Annotated in this window: 23 protein-coding genes; 18 read left to right on the plus strand and 5 right to left on the minus strand. The window is 26.0% G+C overall.

Features of this window, described 5'->3' with window-relative positions:
* Positions 1-32 precede the first annotated feature (32 nt).
* The 13 genes from JRV97_RS11105 (at position 33) to JRV97_RS11165 (ending at position 16855) form a co-directional block, all read left to right on the plus strand.
* Positions 33-1745 (plus strand): M3 family oligoendopeptidase, encoded by a 1713-nt coding sequence (locus tag JRV97_RS11105; RefSeq protein ID WP_280998883.1) that lies wholly within the window; start codon positions 33-35, stop codon positions 1743-1745.
* Between the two features lie 44 nt (positions 1746-1789).
* Positions 1790-3007 (plus strand): alpha/beta hydrolase-fold protein, encoded by a 1218-nt coding sequence (locus tag JRV97_RS11110; protein WP_280998885.1) that lies wholly within the window; start codon positions 1790-1792, stop codon positions 3005-3007.
* 34 nt (positions 3008-3041) lie between these two features.
* Positions 3042-4187: an MFS transporter gene (locus tag JRV97_RS11115; protein WP_280998887.1), complete on the plus strand. Its 1146-nt coding sequence runs from the start codon at positions 3042-3044 to the stop codon at positions 4185-4187.
* Positions 4188-4203: 16 nt separating this feature from the next.
* Positions 4204-5586 (plus strand): amidase family protein, encoded by a 1383-nt coding sequence (locus JRV97_RS11120; RefSeq protein WP_280998889.1) that lies wholly within the window; start codon positions 4204-4206, stop codon positions 5584-5586.
* A gap of 99 nt (positions 5587-5685) precedes the next feature.
* Complete coding sequence (locus tag JRV97_RS11125) at positions 5686-6366, plus strand: response regulator transcription factor (RefSeq protein WP_280998891.1); 681 nt, start codon at positions 5686-5688, stop codon at positions 6364-6366.
* Positions 6356-7786: a HAMP domain-containing sensor histidine kinase gene (locus JRV97_RS11130; protein ID WP_280998893.1), complete on the plus strand. Its 1431-nt coding sequence runs from the start codon at positions 6356-6358 to the stop codon at positions 7784-7786. The genes JRV97_RS11125 and JRV97_RS11130 overlap by 11 nt, the downstream gene beginning before the upstream one ends.
* Positions 7779-8555, plus strand: coding sequence for a DUF3919 family protein (locus JRV97_RS11135; protein ID WP_280998896.1), 777 nt, complete (start codon positions 7779-7781; stop codon positions 8553-8555). Before JRV97_RS11130 ends, JRV97_RS11135 begins: the two co-directional genes overlap by 8 nt.
* Before the next feature lie 100 nt (positions 8556-8655).
* On the plus strand, positions 8656-9639 hold the full coding sequence (locus tag JRV97_RS11140; RefSeq protein ID WP_280998898.1) for an ABC transporter substrate-binding protein: 984 nt from the start codon (positions 8656-8658) through the stop codon (positions 9637-9639).
* A 38-nt stretch (positions 9640-9677) separates the two neighbouring features.
* Complete coding sequence (locus JRV97_RS11145) at positions 9678-11369, plus strand: ABC transporter permease (RefSeq protein ID WP_280998900.1); 1692 nt, start codon at positions 9678-9680, stop codon at positions 11367-11369.
* 20 nt (positions 11370-11389) lie between these two features.
* Complete coding sequence (locus JRV97_RS11150; RefSeq protein WP_280998902.1) at positions 11390-12469, plus strand: ABC transporter ATP-binding protein; 1080 nt, start codon at positions 11390-11392, stop codon at positions 12467-12469.
* A gap of 24 nt (positions 12470-12493) precedes the next feature.
* Entirely contained in the window at positions 12494-13486 is a 993-nt protein-coding gene (locus tag JRV97_RS11155; RefSeq protein WP_280998904.1) for an ABC transporter substrate-binding protein, read from the plus strand.
* Between the two features lie 61 nt (positions 13487-13547).
* A complete protein-coding gene (locus tag JRV97_RS11160; RefSeq protein WP_280998906.1) occupies positions 13548-15746 on the plus strand; it encodes an ABC transporter permease in 2199 nt (732 codons plus the stop codon).
* 11 nt (positions 15747-15757) lie between these two features.
* Entirely contained in the window at positions 15758-16855 is a 1098-nt protein-coding gene (locus JRV97_RS11165; RefSeq protein WP_280998907.1) for an ABC transporter ATP-binding protein, read from the plus strand.
* A gap of 73 nt (positions 16856-16928) precedes the next feature.
* Here JRV97_RS11165 and JRV97_RS11170 read toward each other — a convergent pair whose 3' ends face one another.
* Together JRV97_RS11170 and JRV97_RS11175 are read right to left on the minus strand one after the other, a co-directional pair.
* On the minus strand, positions 16929-17231 hold the full coding sequence (locus JRV97_RS11170; protein WP_280998908.1) for a hypothetical protein: 303 nt from the start codon (positions 17229-17231) through the stop codon (positions 16929-16931).
* 225 nt (positions 17232-17456) lie between these two features.
* A complete protein-coding gene (locus JRV97_RS11175) occupies positions 17457-18650 on the minus strand; it encodes an FprA family A-type flavoprotein (RefSeq protein ID WP_280998909.1) in 1194 nt (397 codons plus the stop codon).
* A 134-nt stretch (positions 18651-18784) separates the two neighbouring features.
* Here JRV97_RS11175 and JRV97_RS11180 point away from each other — a divergent pair, with 134 nt between their 5' ends.
* Together JRV97_RS11180 and JRV97_RS11185 are read left to right on the plus strand one after the other, a co-directional pair.
* Positions 18785-19201: a hypothetical protein gene (locus tag JRV97_RS11180; protein ID WP_280998911.1), complete on the plus strand. Its 417-nt coding sequence runs from the start codon at positions 18785-18787 to the stop codon at positions 19199-19201.
* The gene (locus JRV97_RS11185) at positions 19194-19919 is read left to right on the plus strand and encodes a class I SAM-dependent methyltransferase (protein WP_280998913.1); all 726 of its coding nucleotides are present in this window, start codon (positions 19194-19196) and stop codon (positions 19917-19919) included. The genes JRV97_RS11180 and JRV97_RS11185 overlap by 8 nt, the downstream gene beginning before the upstream one ends.
* Before the next feature lie 4 nt (positions 19920-19923).
* Here the strand turns inward: JRV97_RS11185 and JRV97_RS11190 are convergent, their stop codons facing one another.
* Positions 19924-20829: an MBL fold metallo-hydrolase gene (locus JRV97_RS11190; protein WP_280998915.1), complete on the minus strand. Its 906-nt coding sequence runs from the start codon at positions 20827-20829 to the stop codon at positions 19924-19926.
* Between the two features lie 126 nt (positions 20830-20955).
* On the opposite strand from JRV97_RS11190, the gene JRV97_RS11195 reads away from it, so the two are divergent.
* Positions 20956-21156 carry a hypothetical protein gene (locus JRV97_RS11195; protein ID WP_280998916.1) on the plus strand — a complete coding sequence of 67 codons (201 nt, stop codon included), beginning with the start codon at positions 20956-20958 and terminating at the stop codon, positions 21154-21156.
* Positions 21157-21189: 33 nt separating this feature from the next.
* Here the strand turns inward: JRV97_RS11195 and JRV97_RS11200 are convergent, their stop codons facing one another.
* Positions 21190-22083, minus strand: a complete 894-nt coding sequence (locus JRV97_RS11200; protein ID WP_280998918.1) for a DHH family phosphoesterase — start codon at positions 22081-22083, stop codon at positions 21190-21192.
* A 56-nt stretch (positions 22084-22139) separates the two neighbouring features.
* Between JRV97_RS11200 and JRV97_RS11205 the strand changes: the two genes are divergently transcribed.
* Positions 22140-22526 (plus strand): VOC family protein, encoded by a 387-nt coding sequence (locus JRV97_RS11205; RefSeq protein WP_280998920.1) that lies wholly within the window; start codon positions 22140-22142, stop codon positions 22524-22526.
* A 24-nt stretch (positions 22527-22550) separates the two neighbouring features.
* Here the strand turns inward: JRV97_RS11205 and JRV97_RS11210 are convergent, their stop codons facing one another.
* Entirely contained in the window at positions 22551-23240 is a 690-nt protein-coding gene (locus tag JRV97_RS11210; RefSeq protein WP_407081600.1) for a DNA alkylation repair protein, read from the minus strand.
* Positions 23241-23354: 114 nt separating this feature from the next.
* Here JRV97_RS11210 and JRV97_RS11215 point away from each other — a divergent pair, with 114 nt between their 5' ends.
* On the plus strand, positions 23355-24056 hold the full coding sequence (locus tag JRV97_RS11215; RefSeq protein WP_280998924.1) for a class I SAM-dependent methyltransferase: 702 nt from the start codon (positions 23355-23357) through the stop codon (positions 24054-24056).
* The last annotated feature ends 15 nt before the right edge of the window (positions 24057-24071 follow it).

The following is a 24071-nucleotide window of genomic DNA, read 5'->3' on the forward strand; positions in this document are numbered from 1 at the left end:
GTATAACTAACAAAATAATGAGGGGGTAAATTATGATAGTTACAAATGAAAAAATTGAAAAAAAACCAAGAAAATATTTTAAAAAAGAAATTAATTTGAATATTTGGGAAGAAGTTAAAGGTGAATTAGAAAAACTCTTAAATGAAAAAATAAACTCTGTTGAAGATTTATTAACTTTTTTAGAAAAATGGTCTGAATTAGAAAGTATATTATCTGAAGAAATGGCATGGAGATATATTAGAATGACATGTGATACAAAAGAAGAAAATTCAAAAGCATTTAATGAGTTTTATGCTAATATAGCATCTCCTGCACAAGAATATGATTTCCTATTAAAAAAGAAATTTTATGATTCTCCATTTAGAAATGAATTAAAAGGAGAAAGTTATGAACATATGAATAGATTAATATCTAGAGATATAGAATTATTTAGAAAAGAAAATTTACCATTAAAAGTTAAAGAACAAGAATTAAGTTCGAAATATGGAGAAATTATTTCGAAAATAACAGTGAAATATGATGGAGAAGAAAAAACATTATCCCAAATGGGAATATATTTAAAAAATCCTGATAGAAAAGTTCGAGAAGAGGCTTGGAGATTAATAAATAATGCAGTACTTGAACATCATGAAGAATTAGAAAAATTATTTGATGAATTAAAAGAAATAAGAATTCAAATTGCAAAAAATGCTGGATATGATAATTATAGGGATTATATGCATGATGCAAAAAGAAGATTTGATTTTAAACCAGAAGATTTATATGAATTTCATAATGCAGTAGAAAAAGCAGTAGTTCCTGCATTAACAAAATTAAATGAAGAAAGAAAAGAAAAATTAGGATTAGAATCGTTAAGACCATGGGATACAGAAGTTGATGTTGACGGAAAAATATTAAAACCATTTGAAAAGGAAGAAGAATTTGTTGAAAAAGCTATAAAAATATTATCAAAAGTAGATAAAAGTTTTGCAGAAAATCTTGAAAAAATGAGAAATACAGGATTTTTAGACTTAATTAATAGAAAAGGAAAAGCACCAGGTGGATATAATTATCCTTTAAGTGAAACTGGAGCAGCATTTATTTTTATGAATGCTGTAGGTATTCATAGGGATGTTAGAACATTATTACACGAATCTGGACACGCACAACATACGTTCTATTCAAAAGATATTCCAATATCTCACTTAAAAGATTTTCCTAGTGAGATAGCTGAATTAGCATCCATGTCTATGGAATTATTAACTTTAGAATATTTAGATGAATATTATTCTGATCCTGAAGATTTAAAGAAAGCAAAAAGAGAACAATTAGAAGGAACATTAAAAATATTACCCTGGGTAATGATAGTAGATGCCTTTCAACATTGGATGTATTTAAATCCAAATCATACTCCAGAAGAAAGAGACGATTATTTTGCTAGTTTGATGGATAGATTTAATACAGGTATTGATTGGAAAGGTTTAGATAAAGAAAAAAGAATTAGATGGTTAAGACAATTACATATATTTGAAGTGCCTTTCTATTACATTGAGTATGCAATGTCACAATTAGGTGCTATTGCAGTTTATAAGAATTACAAAGAAAATGGTAAAAAAGCAATTGAACAGTATAAAGAATTTTTGAGTTCAGGTTATAAGTATCCAGTTAAAAAATTATATGAAATAGCTGGAATTAAATTTGACTTTTCAGAAAAATATATATCTGAGTTAGTTAAATTCATTATGAATGAAATTGAATCATTATAATTAAAAGGCGGAGTTTTCCGCCTTTTTATATAAGGAGGTGCAGAATGAAAAAAATTATCATTGTAATTTCTTTAATTATGATATTATTTAGTAGTTGTTCTGTTTTTCAAAATAATAACTCTAATGTTTTAGACGATGGTTATAATTATGTGACTATAATTGTTAATATACCAGATTATACACCTGATGATTCAAGTATATATATTGCAGGAAATTTTAATAGTTGGAATCCTGGGGATAAAAGATTTAAATTAAAAAATGAAAATGGTAAGTACAAAATAACTTTAAAAGCTGAGCCTGGATTTACTATTGAGTATAAAATAACCAGAGGGAATTGGGAAACTGTTGAAAAAGGTAAAGATGGAGAAGAAATACCAAATAGAATATACACTTTTGATAGTAAAAAAAATACCATTGAAATTACAGTATATAATTGGAGGGATTTTGTAGAAAAAGGAGATGGAAATGTGAAACATACAATTACTGGTAATGTGAAAATTATAAATGATTTTTATTTAAAAGAGTTAGATAAAAAAAGAAGAATTTGGATATATTTACCACCAGATTATGAAACATCAAATAAAAGATATCCGGTATTATACATGCATGATGGACAAAATGTTTTTGATGCAGCAACATCTTTTGTTGGAGAATGGGAAGTAGATGAAACATTAGAGAAATTATTTAAAGAAGGTAAAACATCAGGAGTTATTGTTGTTGCTATAGATAATGGCGGTAGTGACAGATTAAATGAATATTCTCCTTGGAAATGGGATAATACAAATATTCAAATTGCTAAAGGTCAAGGTGGAGAAGGAGATAAATATGTAGATTCAATAGTAAAATCAGTTAAACCATACATAGACAAAAATTTTAGAACAATACCTGAAGATAATGGTATAATGGGAAGTTCAATGGGTGGATTAATATCATTATATGCTGCAATAAAATACCCTGAAGTATTTAAAAAAGTTGGTGCATTATCATCAGCATTTTGGTTTGCTGACAATAAAATTACTGATTATGTAAAAGAAAGAGGTTATGTAGGAGATTTAAAAATTTTTTTATATATAGGCGGTAAAGAAGAAAGCTCGATGGATGATGCAAATAAATATAAAAATGATACAATTGAGATGGCAGAATTATTGAAAAATTTAGGTTATAAAAATGTAAAATTATTAATAGATGAGAACGGTATTCACAATGAAAGCTTTTGGGCAAAACATTTTGCAGAGATTTTTTTGTGGTTATATAATAATTAAAGTAATAATAAATTAGAATTATCAGAGGTGAAATATGAAAAAAGCACAATTAGTATTTGGGTTTAGTAGTTTTTTTATATTTGGTTTTTCTTTAATTTTAAACAGCACATTAATTCCTGTTATTGAAAAATCATATTCTATAGATCATTCTTTAGTGGGATTGGCTTTATCATTGGGATCAATAGCATTTTTGATTTCATCATTATTATATGGTTATTTGCTGGAAAAATACAAAGCGTTTTACGTTATTGTTAGTGGAATATTAGTATTATTAGCAGGTAATTTAACAATGCTTTTTATGAATTCATATATTATGCTTATTTTAGGTATGTTTTTTATAAATTTTGGTGGAGGAGCTTTAGAAGTGTCAGTTCCATTTTTAATCGGAGTTTCTGGCGAAGGGAAAAAAGGGAAGATTTTAAATTTATTGCATGCATCATTTGCAATGGGGGCTGTAATTAGTCCTATTGTTTCTTCTTTAGTGTTAAGATATACACCATATTGGAAATCATCATACTTATTTGCTGCATTAATTAATTTAATTCCATTAATATCAATATATATTATAAAAAATGATATTTTAAATTTACATACAAATTATTTGGAAAGCGGTAAAGGTTCATTAAAGGAAGTATTAAATTCTTCCTTGATAATATTAGTTTTAGCATTATCATTTTATGTTGGTTATGAAATGAATTTTACATCATGGATATCTACATTCTTGTTTGAAGTAAGAAATTTTGATGTATCTAATGCAGCTATTTTTCCTTCATTCTTATGGTTAGGGTTATTTTTAGGCAGATCATTTCTGTCTGGAATGCCAGAGAAAATGGGGTATAAAAAGTGGTTGTTCATAGTTGTATTTTTATCAATAGTATTTTCTACACTTACTATATTATTAGGTAAAAACATGATAATTTCAGCTATTGGAACTATACTTACTGGATTATCGTATGCTACAACATATCCAACTCTGCAGGCTATAATTGTTGAAAAATACAAACGTAATAAGGGAATAGCTTTAAGTATATCTTCTGCGGCAACATCTATTATTTCTGGTTGTTTTTCATATGTTATTGGTTTGATAGGAACATTGTATGGACTTTTTGCAGGATTAATAATTATTATAGTTATTAATGTTATTGAATTGCTTTTTATTTCGTTATTGAAAGAAAATTAATATTGGAGGGGATAGGATGGATTTGAGAAATTTAACAATAAAAAAAGCTAATGAATATTTTGAAAAAGGATTAACTTCTGTAGAATTGGTAGAATATTATTTAGAAAGAATTGCTAAATATGAGAATTTAAATGCTATATTAGAATTAAATCCTGATGCATTGTTTATTGCTCATCAACTAGATATTGAAAGAAAAAATGGTCATATAAGAAGTAAATTGCATGGTATTCCTATAATTATTAAAGGTAATATAGACACTGGAGATAAAATGCAAACAACAGCAGGAGTTAAAGCTTTAGAAGGTAATTATGTTGAAGAAGATGCATTTTCAGTAAAAAAATTAAGAGAAGCTGGAGCTATTATTTTAGCCAAAGCTAATTTAACAGAATTTGCTAACTTTGTATCTTTTAATATGCCAAATGGATATAGTACTTTAGGAGATCAAACAAAAAATCCGTATGGCGATTTTGATACTGGTGGATCAAGTTCTGGTTCTGCAGTTGCAGTTGCTGCAGATTTATGTTTAGCTGCAATAGGAACAGAGACATCAGGATCTATTTTATCTCCTTCTAGTTCAAATTCGTGTGTTGGATTAAAACCAACAACAGGTACTATTAGCAGAAGTGGAATTATACCAATTTCCTATACTCAAGATACTGCTGGACCAATTGCAAGAAATGTTGAAGATGTATATGAAATATATAACATTTTAATTGGTTATGACGAAAAAGATCCAGCATCTTATATTGCTAAAGATTATAACGTGAAATTAGAAAAATTAAATGATTTTAATGGTTTAAAATTTGGAGTATCCAAAAACCATTTAAAATGGTTGTCAGAAGATCAAAAAGATACATTCTATAAATCACTGGATAGAATAAGAAAATTTGATGGAGAAATTATAGAATTTGAATTTGATCATTTAGATAAAATAAATAATATAAATGTATTGTATTATGAATTTAAGCATGGTATTAATAATTATTTGAAAGACAAAAATTTAAAAGTTAAAACACTAAATGATATTATAAAATTCAATATTCATAATAGAGAAGCAATAAAATATGGTCAAAATATATTGATAAAATCTGATGGAACCAATTTAAAAGATAAAGAATATATTGAAAGTTTAATTAATGATAGAAAGTATTCTAGGAAATTCGGTATTGATAAGGTTATGGAAGAATATGACTTATTTGCATTAATATTCCCAGCAAATTATGGAGCTGGAATATCAGCAAAAGCAGGATATCCATCTGTAACTGTCCCTGCTGGATATACTAAAGATGGTCCTTTTGGAATAACCTTTACAGCAAAAGCATTAGAAGAAGGTAAAATATTATCTTTAGCAAAATGTTTTGAAGAAAAATATCCTATAAGAGAAATTCCTGAAATATAAGCAGCCTTAGCTGCTTATTTATTTTTTAAAAAAGCTAGAAATATTATATGGTATAATATAATTAAAATAATGTTAAACTTCAGGATATCGGAGGGGATTATGAAAATTTTGATTATTGAAGATGAGGATAGTATTAGAGATTTAATAAGGATGAATTTAATCTTGGAAAATTTTGATGTTATTGCTGCAGAAAATGGCAATAAAGGAATAGAATTATTTAAAAAAGAAAATCCAGAACTTGTCGTTTTAGATTTAATGCTACCGGATAAAGATGGATTTGATGTTCTAAAAGAATTACAAAGTATAAATTATAAAATTCCAATAATTATACTAACAGCGAAAAATAATCAAAATGACAAATTATTGGGATTGGAATTAGGAGCAGATGATTATATAACTAAACCTTTTGATAGTAAAGAATTGATTTTAAGGATACGCAATATCTTGAAAAGGATTAAAAAAGCTAATATTTTCTTAAAAAGAAAAGTTATAGGGCCATTATCATTAGAAAATGATTCAAGAAAATTTTTTATTAATAATAATGAGATATATTTAACAAAAAGAGAATTCGAATTAATGGAAATTTTTATGAATAATCATAATCAGGTTTTAAAAAGAGAAATATTATTAGAAAAAATATGGGGATATGATACATCTATAGATACAAGAGCTGTAGATATGGCAATTCAACGATTAAGAAAAAAAATGGGAGAATATGGAAAATATATTAAATCATTATATGGAGTTGGCTATAAATTAGAGGTGACTGATGAAGAATAGTATTAGAAATGAAATTTTGTTTTTAAATATCTCTACAACTTTTATTATTCTTATAATAATTTTTTTTATTACTCTAAATACTTTTCAAAAAAATATTATCAATAATACTGTCAAAAAAATGACTGAGTATAGTCAAGAAAGTCAAATATATTTTATGAATTCTCTAAAAGATTATAATTACAATGATGTGTTTGCCGAATTAGAAAAAATGGCTCCGTTTATTTCGGATTATTTATCTAAAAAATATCATCTACATATTGAAATATATGATATCAGAAAAAAACTTCTTGCTGATACCTCACCAGATATAAAATACTTCGTATATCAAGATGTTCACTATGCAATTAATAATTTAAAAAATTATATTTTAAAAAAAGAACGTAACCATATAATTTTATTTTTTTCAAGCCCAATTTTTTTAAAAAATGATGTTATTGGAGCTATACGTTTTATTTATCCTATGGATTCTGAATACCAATTAATATTGCAAGTAAAAAAAACTCTTATTATAATAGATATTATATCAATTATAGCAATAATATTTTTTAATTATATTCTTTCTAATTCTATTACAATACCTATAAAAAAATTAAGAAATGAAACAGAAAAAATTGCTAATGGGAATTTTAAAGAAAGAATAAATATAAAAAGTAATGATGATATTAATTCTCTTGTAAAATCATTTAATCTTATGGTTGATAAAATAGAACATTACATTAAATCATTAAAAGATGAAAAAGATAAGCAAAAAATTTTTATAAACAATATTACTCATGAACTTAAAACTCCAATAACCTCAATTTTAGGACATGCTGAACTCATAAAAAAACTAAATAATGAAGAAGATAAAAACATTTCTCTTAATTACATTATTAAAGAAGGAAATAGATTATTGAAGTTGGTTGAAGAACTATTATATGTATCCAAGCTTAATAAAAATTCTTTTGAATTTGAATTTGAAGAATATAATATAAAAAAGCTTGTGGATGAATGTATAAGTATATTGAAACCTCGATTCAAAAAATTCAATATCAAAATAAAGGCGAATGTTGATTTTATAGAATTATTTATTGACCATGAAAAAATAAAAGAAATTATTTTAAATATATTGGATAATGCAATTAAACATAGCAAATGTTCAAAAATTAAAATATATTCCGAAATAAAAAGAAATTATTTTTATTTAATTATAGAAGATGATGGTATTGGTATAGATGATAATGTAAAGAAAACTTTATTTAATCCCTTTTATATTCCTAAAAGAGAAAAAAGTAACGGTTTAGGTTTATGTATTTCTCAGGAAATTGCCAAAAAACATGATGGAGAAATATATTTGGAATCTGAAATGAATAAAGGATCCAAGTTTATTATCAAATTACCTTTAAATGTTAATAACAAAGGAGAAAGAAAGTATGATTAATAATAAAATTAAAATATATATAATCTTTTTTATTCTCATAGCAGCTATTTCTATAATTATGGGAATATATTTAAATAATAAAGATTATAATAAGGTTTTTTTTATAAATGATAATGACGAATTAATGAAAAAATATATTTCTTCTACTCCAATTAAAATTGAAGTTAAAATGAAATATTTACCCACATATGTTTTAAATAGCCCAACAGAAATTATTGAATTATGGAGAAAAATCATCGATTTGCCAACTTATAACTACATTTCTCCGAATTTAGATAATTCTGAAAATAAAATATATGGATATATATATTTTCTCGATGGTAGAAAAGTATATTATGAGTTTTCGAATAATTTATTAATAAACAATTTAACTTATGGATCTGAAAATGATGAAGATCTACTTTTTGTAAAGGAAAAATTAATAAATAAAATTTATTCTTTAGAAAATATATCAAGAGCTTTTCTTGATAATGATAATAAAATAATTATCTTTAACCATGAAAAAGGGGTTTATTTAAAAAACCCAAAAAAATTAATAGAATTGTATCAAATAATAGAAAAATCCAGCAAAATAAACTCCACAAAAAAAATAGGAGAAATTTTACAAAGTGAATCCAATCCAATTTATGTTATTAAAATATTAAGAAACAACAAAGAATTTTTAGTTTTAAACATATATAATGAAAAATATTTTTCTATATATTATATGAACAACTTCCTTTATCTCCTTGAAGGGAATTTCTTCCCATTTTTAAATTCTGCTTTTTAATCCTCATTTTGTTACATTCTTAATACATTTCTGATGATTTTTTAATTCATTTTTTTATTATTATGGTATTGTAACTAAATTTTGTATGGGGGGTATTGAAATGAAAAAGATTTTGTTAATTGGTTTAATGTTAATTGCATTAAGTCTTTCTTTTGCTGAATTAATTATTTATAGTAGTGTAGATGAGGCAAATGCTAGAAAAATTTTAAATGCATTTTCAAAACAAACTGGTATTGAAGTAAAGTATATATTCTTATCTTCAGGACCTGCATTAGCAAGAATGGAAGCAGAAAAAAATAATCCACAAGCTGATGTATGGTTTGGGGCACCAATGCCAAATCATATTATTGCAAAAGAAAAGGGTTTGACAGAGCCATATAAAACTTTAAGTGTATATGGTATATCTCCTAACTTTTATGATGTTGATGGATATTTCCATGCTTTTTATATGAATCCGCTTGGAATTGGTGTTAACTTAAAAGTTTTAGAACAAATAAAAGCAGATTTACCAAAAAGCTGGATGGATTTGTTAAAACCTGAATATAAAAATATGATTCAATATCCAAGTCCTCAAACATCAGGTACAGCATATGCATTTATAACAGGATTAATAGCTACTTACGGTGAAGACGGCATGATAGATTATTTAAAGAAACTAGCAAAGAATGTTCAATCATACACTCAAAGTGGAACAGGCCCTTCAAAAGCTGTTGGAGTTGGACAAGCTGGATTAGGAATTCAATTTACACCAGCATTCTTCCAATTTAAAGAACAAGGTTATCCAATAGAAGTTGTATTTCCTAAAGAAGGAGTACCATATGAAGCAGCATGTGTTTCAATTATAAAAGGAGCTAAACACAAATATGAAGCAAAAGTTTTAGTAGATTGGTTATTATCTAAAAAAGGACAACAAACAATAGTTGATGAAAAAACATTCTTCTATCCTGTAAGATCAGATGTTGATTTCGGTACATTACAACCATTATCAACAATAAAATTAATTACAGTTGATGAGAATTGGGCTGCACAAAATAAGAAGAGAATAGTTGAAAGATGGATAAAAGAGGTTTTACCAGTTAAATAACAAAAGGGGGTATTCCCCCTTTTTTTGGAGGAATTTATATGGAAATAGCAAATAAAGAATTCTCAAATAAAATAAAAAAAATGTTGAAAAATCCTTCTTTAATAATATTGCTTATTTTAATTTTTATATCTTTATTTATATTTATAATTTTCCCATTATATAAGGTCTTCATAATTAGTTTTACAAATTCAGAAAATAAGTTTTCTTTGGATGTGTATAAAGAAGCATTGGCTAATGATTATATGAGACAAGGTTTTAAAAATAGTATTTTTATTGCAACATTAACAGCTGTCATTGGTACTTTTATTGGATTTCTTTATGCATATACTATAAATAGAGCAAATATTCCATTTAAAAAATTTTTTAGAACAATAGCTATTATTCCCATGGTGTTTCCTCCCTTTATTGGAGCTATGGCAATAATTATGCTATTTGGTTTTAATGGATTATTGACAGCAAAACTATTTGGTATAAGGACATTTCCAGTATATGGGTTATGGGGATTAATGATAGCTCAGGTAATTACTTTTTTCCCTGTTGCATTTATCACATTAGATGGTGTCATTTCGACAATATCACCTACTCTTGAAGATGCCGCTTTTAATTTAAAAGCTTCAAGATGGCAGGTTTTTACAAAAATAATATTACCATTATCTGTTCCAGGAATAGCCAGTACAATGCTTGTTTTATTTATAGAATCATTAGCAGATTTTGGAAATCCATTAATTTTAGCTGGTTCCAGATTTCCTATATTATCAGTCCAAGCATATTTGCAAATTACAGGTATGTTTGATTTGAAAACTGGATCTGCTTTAGCTGTATGGCTTTTATTACCCTCTTTAATAGCATTTGTAATACAAAAATATTGGATTGGAAAGAAAAAATATATAACAGTAACGGGAAAACCCAATACTTCGCAATTAAAAAGTGTAAATAAATTTGCTAAATGGCTACTTTTTACATTGGTATTAATAATATCCTTATTTATTTTACTTATTTATGTAACTATTTTCTGGGGTGCATTTACGAAATTATGGGGAATGAATAATGAGTTTACTTTAGAAAATTTCAAATATGTTTTTGATGTTGGTAAAGAAGCTATAAAAGATACATTGACTATAGCATTAACATCAACACCAATTTCTGCAGTTTTAGGTATGATTATAGCATTTTTAATTGTAAGAAAAACATTTCCTGGTAAAAAAACACTTGAATTCGTATCATTATTGAATTTTGCTGTTCCAGGAACAGTTGTTGGTATAGGATATATCTTAGCTTTTAATTCAAAACCATTATTATTAACAGGAACTTTTGCAATTTTAGTTTTGAATTTTATTTTTAGGTATATTCCAGTAGGAATACAAAGTGGGATTTCTTTGCTTAATCAGATAGATCCTGCTATTGAGGAAGCAGCGTATACTTTAGGAGCAGATGATAAAACAGTTTTTAGCAAAATAACATTGCCATTAATTGTCCCAGCATTTTTTTCTGCATTAGTATATTCTTTTGTTAGAGCTATGACAGCTATTAGCGCTGCAATATTTCTGGTATCAGCTGATTGGAATTTAATGACTGTACAAATATTAAGTCAAACAGATTCTGGTAGATTATCTGAAGCGTGTGCTTTCTCTGTTGTTTTAATAATGTTGATTTTATCTTTTGTATTCATCTTGAAAATATTTTTGAAAAACAAAATTTCTTTAGTAAACAATAATTATGCTTCAGAATAGGTTGAATGGGTGGTGCAAAAATGAGTTTAGAACTAAAAAATATCTATAAAATATTTAAAAGTGAAAATACAGAAACAGTTGCAGTAAAAAATTTTTCATTAAAAGTTGAAAAAGGACAATTAGTAACTTTTTTAGGACCTTCTGGTTGTGGAAAAACAACAACACTCAGAATGATAGCTGGGTTTGAAACTCCAACAAATGGAAAAATATTTCTTGAAGGCAAAGATATAACTAATGATCCACCAAATAAAAGGGATATATCTATGATGTTTCAAAGTTATGCATTATTTCCACATATGACAATAAAAGAAAATATTGAATTTGGATTAAAATTAAAAAAATTACCTAAAAATACAATTGAAGAAAAAGTAAAAAAAATAATTAATTTAACTGGATTAGAAGGAATGGAAAATAGAAGGCCAGATCAAATATCAGGTGGCCAGCAGCAGCGTGTAGCATTAGCCAGAAGTTTGGTTATGGAACCTAAAGTTTTATTATTTGATGAACCATTATCTAATTTAGATGCTAAATTAAGGGAATCAATGAGAACAGAAATAAGAAGAATTCAAAAAGAATTAAATATAACAAGTGTTTATGTTACACATGATCAAATTGAAGCCATGAGTATTTCTGATGTCATTGTAGTTATGAATAAAGGTGAAATAATGCAAGTGGGAACACCATTTGAAATATATGCTAAACCACAAAATAAATTTGTAGCAGATTTTATTGGTAGAGTTAATTTTATAAATGGTAAAGTAGTTGATATTAATGAAGATAAAATAACAATATTTAATGAGGAATTAAATGCCACCTTCTACGGAATTAGTAATATCAATTTGGAAAAAGATGATGATGTATTATTAGTTGTTAGACCAGAATCTATAGACTACAAAGAAAAGAAAAATAGCATTTCTGGAATTATTGAAAAAACAGTATTTCTTGGTTCACATGTGGAATATGATGTGAGATTAGAAAACAATTATCTTGTTAGCGGTGTCTTATATAATCCAATAGAAAATCGTATTCCTAAAAAGGGTGAAAATATTAAATTATTTTTTAGTGAGAAAGCTTCATGGATTATTAAAAATAATGAATAATATCTTAAATATGGGGGTGTTTGTATGAAAAAGTTAGCATTTTTAGTATCGTTATTATTGATAGGTATTTTTGCTTTCTCAGCTGGAGATGTTGTAAAGGCATATACAACATTAGAAGAACCTCTTGCTAAAGAATTATTTGATAAATTTGAACAAGAAACAGGTATTAAAGTTGAATGGGTAAGATTATCTACCGGAGAAACAGTTGCTAGGTTAGAAGCAGAAAGAGAAAATCCTCAAGCATCAATTTGGGTTGGTGGTGTAGGTTTAGGTCATGTTGAAGCTAAACAAAAAGGTTTAACAACTCCTTATAAATCACCTTTAGCTCAATATACTCCTGCACAATTCAGGGATCCTGAAAATTATTGGATTGGTTTATATATTGGTGTTTTAGCTTTTGCAACAAATGAACAAAGAGCAAAAGAATTAGGATTAGAAGCACCAACAGGTTGGTTTGATATTATTGATTCAAAGTATGAAAAATTAGTAAGAGTTGCAAATCCTAATACTTCTGGAACAGCATATAACGTAATAACTACAATACTTCATATGTTCCATGAAGACGAAGAATTAACATTCATGTTCTTACATCACTTAGATAGAAGTATAGATCAATATACAAAATCTGGTTCTGCTGGCGGAAAACAAGCAGCTATAGGTGAAATACCTTTTGCAATTGGTTATGCTCATGATTTATTCAGATTAATAGCAAATGGAGCACCATTAAAAGTAACAGTTCCAAAAGAAGGAACAGGATTTGAGCTTGCATCTATGTCATTAATAAAAAATGGGCCTAATCCCGTTACAGCAAAAAAATTATATAACTGGATGTTACAAAAAGAAGCACAATCAATGATTGCTGAATGGTATGTTTTACCAGTTTCCAAATTAGCTCCAAAAGATAAAGCACCTTTAAATATTGATGAATTAAGAATAGTAAATCAAAATTTTGTTTGGGATGCAGCTAATAGAGAAAGATTAGTTGATAGATGGAATAGAGAAATAGGTGCAAAATAATTTTATTAGGCGGCAATCTTTTTGCCGCCTAAATTAAAATACTGTACAGGAGTTGAAAAATATGTTTACTAAAAGAAAAGTAGTCTATTTCATTATACTGCTAATTTTTGTCAGTGTATTAGATTTCTGGATATTTTCAAATGTAAAAAAATCCTATAATTCTGTTTTAAATGATAATTTTTTAAAAACAAGTCATATTATATCCAGATCAATTCCTCAAGATGGAGCAGATTATAAAAAATGGATAAAAAAATATGAAGAAGAAAATGAGAATTTAAAGATAATCTATATTAATGGATTGCCTGGATTTTTTGAAACAACTGATTATTATGATGATAATGACTTATATAATTTTTATAAAGAAAATTATAATTCTGAAGACTTTAAAAAAGGAATTGAAAGTGCCGAATATAGTGAATTTTACTTCTCAAAACAAGATTATGAGTTTAATAATTCAAAATATAGAATTATTTTTGCTCCTATCATAAATGATGATTATGATGTTTTAGGAATAGGTGTATTCTTTTTCAAAATGGATGGATATATGAAATTTTATAGACTAGTGAATATTTTTATGTATTCTATAATAATTATATTTGCATTGCTATATGGAATAATAAACTTTTCAAGAGATCCTGTAATGAATTTCATAATCTTAACTATATTTATTATAGTAGCACTTTTTACAGCTTATCCCTTATTTGAAGCTGTAAGATTGACGTTTATAAAAAACGGAGAATTTTCCTTAGAGATATGGAAAAGAATACTTACCACTAAACAATATTTAAGTGCTTTTTGGGGTAGTATTAAATTAGGAATTTCTACAGCAACTTTATCTACTTTAGTAGGATTTTTATTTGCATTTGTTTTAGCGCGAACAGGAATTAAAGGTAAAAAATTCTTTAGTACTATGGCGACATTACCTGTTATCTCCCCACCATTTTCTTTAACATTGTCGATATTACTATTATTTGGGAATAATGGTTTAATTACGAAAAAAATATTAGGTTTACATAATTTTAGTATATATGGTTTAACTGGATTAACTTTAGTTCAAACAATGGGAATGTTTCCGATAGCTTATTTAACCATGGTTGGTGTACTACATTCTATTGATTCTACTTTAGAAGATGCATCGCTTGATTTAAATGCATCTAAATTAAAAACATTTTTAAAGGTAACATTACCTCTTTCAATGCCTGGAATATTAAGTGCGTGGTTATTAGTGTTTACCAACTCATTAGCAGATTTTGCAAATCCCTTGATTTTATCAGGTAATTATAGAGTATTATCTGTTGAAGCGTATTTAGAAGTTACTGGTATGAATAGATTAGGAAATGGTGCAGCTTTGTCTATATTGTTGTTATTGCCTACAATAACCGCTTTTTTGGTTCAAAGATTTTGGGTATCAAAAAAGTCATTTGTAACAGTAACAGGAAAACCATCACCAAGAATAACAGAATTGGTTTCAAAACCAGTAAAAATAACTTTAGTAACTTTAATGATTTTTATCATAATATTCTTAATTTCATTATATGGAACTATTGTAGCAGGATGTTTCGTAAAGAATTGGGGAATTGATTATACATTCACATTAGAGAATATTAAAGAAGCACTTCAAAGAGGAAAAGATGCTATAACAGATACTGTAACTCTTGCAAGTCTCGCAACGCCTATAGCTGGTATACTTGCTATGATGACTGCATTGATTTTAGTAAGGAAAAGGTTTAGTGGAAAGCGTATTTTTGAAATATTGATTATGGCACCTTTTGCTATTCCGGGTACATTAATAGGTATTAGTTATATTTTAGCATTTAATAAGCCACCTATTATTTTAGTCGGCACAGGAGCAATTATTGTTATAAACTATATTATTAGGGAATTACCTGTTGGTGTAGAAGGAGGAGTTGCAGCACTAAGACAAATTGATCCTTCAATAGAAGAAGCAGCTCAAGATTTAGGTGCAGATGTTCCAACTGTATTTAAAACAGTAGTATTACCACTTTTAAGGCCTGCATTTATTTCTAGTTTATCATATACTTTTGTTAGATCAATGACTGCTGTTAGTGCTGTTATATTCTTGATTTCAGCTAAATGGTATCATATTACTGTATTAATATATAATTTCTCTGAAAACTTAAGATTTGGATTAGCAAGTGTTTTAGCTACAACTTTAATAATAATTGTATTAGCTGCATTTGGAATAATGAGATTATTAGTTAGAGAAAGTGAAACTTTAGAAAAAACAGTTTCTCAGTGAGAGGTGGAAATATGACAAAAAAACAAGTATCTTTAAGATTGGAAAATGTTACTAAAATATTTTACGACAAAAAATACAATACAGAAGTAATTGCTGTAAATAATTCAAATTTTGAAATAAAACCAGGTGAATTAATTACTTTATTAGGTCCCTCTGGATGTGGAAAAACTACAACATTAAGGATGGTTGCAGGTTTCGAATTACCCACAAAAGGAAAAATATATATAGGTAATGAAGATGTCACTTATCTTCCACCAAATAAAAGAGATACAGCTACAGTATTTCAAAGTTATGGATTATTTCCGCATATGACAGTATTTGATAATGTAGCTTATGGCCTTAAACTCAGGAAATTGTCAAAAGAAGAAATTAAAGAAAAAGTTTTAAGCACTTTAGACATGGTTGGATTAAAAGATCTTGCTAATAGAGCTCCATCAAGATTATCAGGTGGTCAGCAACAAAGGGTAGCATTAGCAAGATCTATTATTGTAGAACCTTCCATTTTGTTATTGGATGAACCTTTGTCAAACTTAGATGCGCTTTTAAGGGAACAAATGAGAATAGAGATTAGAAGAATACAAAAATCATTAGGAATTACAGCAATTTATGTTACTCATGATAGAGTAGAAGCTATGAGTTTATCAGATAGAATAATTGTTATGAAAGATGGAAAAATTATACAAATAGGAACTCCTAATACTATTTATGAAAATCCAAATTCAAAATTTGTAGCTGGTTTTGTTGGAAAAGTTGCTTTCTTTGATGTTGAAGTAAAAGATATTGTAGAAAACAAGTGTATTATTGATTTTCGTGGAAAAATTTTAGAGATTCCAAAATATGAATCAAATGTAGAAATTGGTTCAGGCAACGTATTAATGGCCAGACCAGAATCATTAGTTTTAAAAGATCCAAAAAAAGGATTAATAAATGGAAAGGTAAAAATAAATGTTTATCTTGGAAATACAATTGAATCATTTATTGATACCGATTTTGGAGAAATAATGGTTCAAATAGATAATCCTAGTTTAAAGAAAATTTATGATGAAGGTGAAGAAATTTCAATAGATATAGTTCCTGAATTATGTAAAATTTTAAAAAATGAAGATTAAAAATACTGTCTCTCCTTTTTGAATAAATACGAAAAATTTTAGGGTATTAGTGTTCTAATACCCATTTTTTATTTTAAAAAGCAGTTGAAAATTTATTGCCATTATATGTTATTTTATAGGATATAAGTTTATAATAATCCTTGAATTTTATAGAAATTCCTTCAACAGTTATTTCTTTATTAGGAATTAGTAACCCAGTATGCCTTGAATTTACCATTGTTTTATAAATATTATTAAATTTATCTTTGATATAAACATGGAATAAATATTTTGAATTATTTATTTTCTCTACTTTTTCTATAACTCCTATGATTACATCAAGTTTTTTTGATTTATTATGATATTTTTCAACATTAATTTCATAATTCATATTCATAAACACACCCCCATTTTTTGACTTATCTAATTTAATAATAAAGTATTTTTCTTAAAAAAAACTTAGAATATACTTAAAATTTTCTTAGAAAATACAGCGTAATTTTAGTCACGCATTTTTGTTTTTTATTTTTGTATAATATCACTATAAATAATCAAAATAAAAGGGGATTTTTTATGAAGAAAAAAATTACGCCTTGCAGAAGCAAGGCGTAATATATTTATATTAATTTTCTTTAACTCTTTTTGCCATTTCTTTAGCTAATTGTCTTAATTTTTCATAATGTTCTTCATGAGCAGAGAATTGTACTTCTACTGGATCACAAACCATTTCCCATTTATTTTTCTTAATATAATCTACAATACCTTTTACTCCTCCACCACTCCAACCATATGTGCCAAATACTCCAAATACTCTATTTTTAATTCCTTTATGTTCTAAATTTATAATTAAATTCTCCATTCTTGGGAATATACCATTATTATATGTATTTGTACCTAATAATACGCCTTTGAATCTCCAAATTTCGTTTATAATAAATGATTCATGAACTTCTGAAGAATTCATAACTCTTATATTTTTAATTCCTTCATCTGCTAAACATCTAGCGATGAAATCAGCCATTTTTTCTGTGTTTCCATACATTGAACCATATGCAATAACTACACCTTCTTCAGTTTCATATTTACTCCATTTATCATATAATGAAATTATTCTTCCAGGATTTGTTCTCCATACCGGGCCATGTGTTGAAGCTATAATTTTAATTTCTAATCCTGATAATTTTGCCATAGCTCTTTGAACCATTGGTCCAAATTTTCCAACAATATTAGAATAATATCTTCTTATTTCATTTTCATAATATTCTATATCAACTTCATCATCAAAAACTCCACCATCTAATGTCCCAAATCCACCAAAAGCATCCCCAGCAAATAAAATCTTTTCAGTTTCATCATATGTCATCATTGTTTCAGGCCAGTGAACCATAGGAGTTAAGTAAAATTTTAGTTTGTGCTTTCCTAAGTCTAATTCATCTCCATCTTTAACTTCGAGTAAATTAGTATCTATCCCATATAATGCTTTTAAGAATTCAAATGTTTTTTTATTTCCAACTATTTTAATATCTGGATATGCTCTTAATATTTCAACTATAGATCCAGAATGATCAGGTTCCATATGATTAATAACGAGGTAATCTAACTTTTTCCCTTCTAATATTTTGTCAACTTTATTTAAAAAAATATGAGTTTTAGTGGTTTTTACTGTATCAAATAATACAGTTTTTTCATCTTTTATTATATAAGAATTATATGAAACTCCTTTTGGTAAAGGCCACATATTTTCAAATAAATGGGTGTCTCTATCATTAACCCCAACATAATATACAGAATCAGTGATGTTTAAAATATTATCCATAATATCCCTCCTAATTGTATTAATTTCATTTTTAATATTATTATATCATATAATGTGAAATAAATAATAAAAATTAAGTTAAAAAACTCTAATATCATTATATCATGATATAATGAGTTGGAGGAGGTAAAAAAATGAAAATAGAAGCAAAAACTATAGAAGAATTTATTGAAAAATGTGGGGATAGAAAAGACGACATTATCTTTTTGGATAATTATATTATCAATCGTTTACCAAAAATCAAAAGATATTTATATTCATCAAAAAGTATTACTATGTTATCATATGGTGAAGTTCCGTATAAGACTACAACATATGAAGGGTTATTCCCATTAATAGGTCTTACTCCTCAAAAAAATAATATTAGTTTGTATATTACTATATGGAAAAATGGGAAAACATTACCAGAATTATATGGAAAAAAACTTGGAAAAGTAAATGTTGGTAAAAGTTGTATAAGATTTAAAAAAGTTGAAAATCTTGATTTGGATATTTTAAAAGTAGCATTATTAGAAGCATATGATTGGTGTAAGGAGCAAAAAAATGGATAATATATTTTTGGATATATTTAATGAAATTCCACGTGAAGGGCCTGGAGATGATTATTTTACAGAAAAAGCATTTTCATATATAACTATACCTGAAAATCCAGTAACTCTAGATATTGGATGTGGTTCTGGAAGTCAAACTATAAAATTATCTAAGTTGTCAAATGGTGTTGTATATGCTATTGATTATTATAATCAGTATTTAGAAAAATTAGAAAAGAAAATAAATACAAATAATATAATAATTATTCAAGGAGATATGAAAGAATTAAATTTTAAAAAAGATTTTTTTGATTTAATATGGTCTGAAGGTGCGATTTATATAATAGGTTTAGAAAAAGGATATAACAAATACAAAGAGTATTTAAAAAGAGGCGGATATATGGTAGTATCTCATATATCTTGGCTAAAAAGTAGTCCGCCTCAAGAATTACTTGAATATTGGAAAAATAATTATCCAGAAATTAATTATATTAGTGAAAATATAAAAATTATTGAAAAACAAGGTTTTAAAGTAAGAAAGACATTTATTTCAGATGAATATGCATGGTGGGATAACTATTATAATCCACTATTAAATAGAATTGAAGGATTAAAAAATAAATATATAAATAATGATAAATTTGAAAATATTATTAATGATATAAAACTAGAAATTGAAATGTATAAAAAATATTCTGATTATTATGGATACGTATTTTATATAGCAAGGAAAATTTGATTTTTTATATTATAGATTTCCATAATGCCTTGTTATTTTTGAAAAATAAATCTATCTTTTTTTCATCTTTTAAATAGCTCAAAAATGCCATTATTGTTGTGTTATATAAGTAATATAATATAGCATTATTAATGTCTAATTTATATACATAAAGCATATATGAAACTATTTCTTCTGTCGAATGTTCCTTTATGATATAATCAAGAATTTTATTTTCTATATCTTCTATTCTTTTTAAATTCGATTTTGCAAGCTCCGATATATTTTCTAATAATGTTCCATGTGATGGGATATAATAAGAATAATTTGATTCCATAAGTTTTAATAGAGTGTTTTTAGCATTTTTTATATTTACATTGACGGGTATTTTATGTTTTTCAAGTAATTCTTCTGAAATTAAAGCATCTCCACAAAACAAAACATCATCAAATAATATTCCTTTTTGAAATTCTGTATGACCATCTAAATGTATTATGTTTATTAAATTATTTTCTATATTTATTTTATTTTCTTCATCATCAATAACATCAGTAACCTTTGAAGATTTAGCAAGTAAAAATTTATTTCTTAAATCTTTAATTGGATAAGCACCAGAATATAAAAAATAAGGCATATAAATGGGATTTTCTATCATACTGATTTCAGATCTGAAAGCGAAAATTCTTACTTCAGGAAAATGTTTTTGTATATAATGATTACCTCCAATATGATCTGCATGCATATGAGTATTGATAATATATTTTGCATGAAAGCCGTTATCCTTTAAAGTTTTTACTATTCTTCTTCCTTTTGAATCATCGCTTCCACTATCCACAATTAACACATCATTATTGTCATTGATTTTAATAACTCCAATATTTGTATTATCACTAATATAAAATACATTATTTGTAATTTCATGAAATTGCATATTTCCCCTCCTCAGTATAAGATTTTTATACATAATTATAACATGAATTTATTTTATTTTGAGTGAATTTTAATAAACATAATAATATAATATATATATTATAATTTATTTGAAAGGAGTTATATTATGAAGCAATGCAAATGGTATTTTGTATGTCCTATGAAAAGATATTACGAAAAAGGGTTAATTGATAAAAAATGGATAGAAAATTATTGCAAAGGAAATTGGAAAGAATGTATTAGGTATCAGAAAGAGGAAAATGGCGAATATCATGAAGATTGGATGTTACCAGATGGAACATTAGATGAATCATTGAAAGGGGATTAAAAAAGTTTTTTATATTATTTCTATTAATATATCTCATTTATAACTTTTTAATGCATTTAAAATTGATCTATAATCAAAAAAATTTAGCCATATACCTTGTTGTTTTTTTATATTCAACTTTTTTTGTAAGGGTACTAGTAATTGATGATATACTTTTTGAACATGAATTTTCTTAACCTGTACTTTAATTCCCAAAGGTAATATACCTATAGAAACATCTATACCTAAAACGTCTAATAATCCATCGAGAAAAGCTTGATATTGATTTACATTATTGAAATTACCTACAGAAACTATTAGATCCTTTATTTTATAAAATTTTAAATCTTTTAATGAATTAATAAAATCTTTTTGATCTATGTTTTTTGAATATATTATATTGAGTATATCTTCAAATTTTTTATTTTTTATAAACTTTGAAAAATAATAAAATTCTTTTTCGCGAGCAGTTCTGAACATTAACGTATCAGTATATAAAGCAGTCGCAAAAGATAATAAAATTTCATCCTTTAAATGGATGGAATTTTTTATTGATAATTCATATAAATTTATAACATTTGCGCTTGCCTTATTGATATATGCAAAAACAGAATTAGATACAAAATCTTCATTTATTTTACTATGATGGTCAAAAATAACATATTCTTTATTTTCTAAACTTATAAAATCAATATCTTCATAATTTGAAGTGTCATATATAAAATAAATATCATACGAATCAACGTTTATGTTATTATCAGTTTTTAAATTGAGATAATCTAATAATCCTTCTCCGCTTCTTAACTCAGGACGTGGAATATAATAATCTCCTCCATATACGTTTATTCCCCAATATATTGAGGCTATTCCATCACAATCTGATAATTTATGAGTTGTATGCAAAACTCTTTTTCCTTTAATATATTCTTTCAAATCTAATATATTCATAATAAATCACCTATATATGATATAATTAATTATCAAGAAAATAGGAGGATATATTAATGATACCAAAAATAAATTTAATTACAATATGGACAGATAACATTGAAAGTATGAAAGATTTTTATTCAAAAACTATGAAATTTGAAATAAAATTAGATTTAGGAAATTATGTAGAATTTAATAATGATGGTGTTAGATTTGCATTATGTTCAAGAGAAGTTATGCATGAATTTTCTGATGAATATTTGATAAAACCCAAAGGACAACAGTTTGAATTAGCATTTGAATGTGATAATTTAGATGATTTAAATAAAGAATTTAGTAGAATCATTTCTATGGGAGGTAAATCTATTAGGCCACCAGAAAAAATGCCATGGAATCAAATCACTGCATTTTTTGCAGATCCAGATGGAAATATACACGAGTTATTTTTTGAAATAGATTAAAAAGTTCCCTGTGAGGGAACTTTTTTACCATGTACCTTTAAGAATTTTTTGCCTTTCTTCTTCAGGAAATTTTTCAATAGCATATCTAAGCATTGTCCTTGGCATATTTTTATAATATTTTTTTAAAAACTCCTCTTCAACTTTTTTATCTCTTTTACCAATTTCTCGTAGCATCCATCCAACAGCTTTATGGATTAAATCGTGTTTGTGGTTTAATAGCATTTCACTTATTTTTAAAGCATCTTCAAAATCATTATTTTTTATAAAATATAATGTAGTTATAATTGCAATTCTTTGTTTCCAAAGATTATCAGATTTAGCTAATTCATACAAAATACTTCTGTCTTTATCTTCTAAATAAGGACCTAATAGATATGGTGCTGAGGAATCTACTAAATCCCAATTATTTACTATATCTAAATTTCTTAAATAAACATCAATTACTTCTTCTTTTAGCTTTTTGAAATTAAGAATTAAAATGTATAAAGCAGTTAATCTATGTTCATGATATTTTGACTGTAAAAGTTTTTCAACATCTTCTAAAGGTAAATTTTTATATTTTTTTGCTATTTTTCTTTGTATAGGAACAGTTAATCCTAAAAATTCATCACCTTCACCATATCCTCCAGGATGTGTTTGAAAGAACTTATAATTTCCTTTAGCTTTCTTCTCATTATAATTTTCATTCATTTCTTTAATAATCTCTTCTAACATATTGCTCATAATATTCCTCCAGATTTTATTTTTCTATATTATATCATATAATGTAATTTTAATTTATACTATTAAATGATATAATAATAAAAAATGCAGAAAGGAGAATTTACTATGGAAAGAAAATTAAGAAACAATTATGATAAATTAGCAGAACATTATGCAAAGGATGTAGATACAAAAGCTTTTAATGCATATTACGAAAGGCCAGCAATGATAAATGCAATTGGAAGTGTAAATGATTTAAGAGTATTAGACGCAGGTTGTGGAGCTGGTTTTTATACTGAATGGCTCATAAATAATGGAGCAAAAGAAGTTATTGCTATAGATTTTTCAGAGAAAATGGTTGAATCAACTAAAAGGAGAATTGGTGATAAAGCTAAAGTATATGTCGCAAATTTAAATGAAAAACTTAATTTTGAAGATAGTTATTTTGAGTTAATTATATCCTCTTTAACTTTACATTATGTGAAAGATTTAGATTTTACTTTAAAAGAATTAAGTAGAATATTGAAACCAAATGGGAAGTTAATATTTTCCATTCATCATCCTATAATGACATATTTATACTTTAGTTTAGAAAATTATTTTGAAGAAATATTACTTGAAGATGTAATAAATAAGATTCCGGTATATTTTTATCATAGATCTTTTAATAAAATTTCTAATAGTATATATAATAATAATTTTTTGATTGAAAAAATCATAGAACCAAAACCTATAAATGAGTTTAAAAAACAAGATAAAAAAAATTTTAATAAATTAAATAAAAAACCACATTTTATTATTTTTAAAACAATAAAATATAATAAATAAAGAACTTCCAATTTT

It is taken from the genome of Marinitoga aeolica, from assembly GCF_029910535.1.
Lineage (GTDB): Bacteria > Thermotogota > Thermotogae > Petrotogales > Petrotogaceae > Marinitoga > Marinitoga aeolica.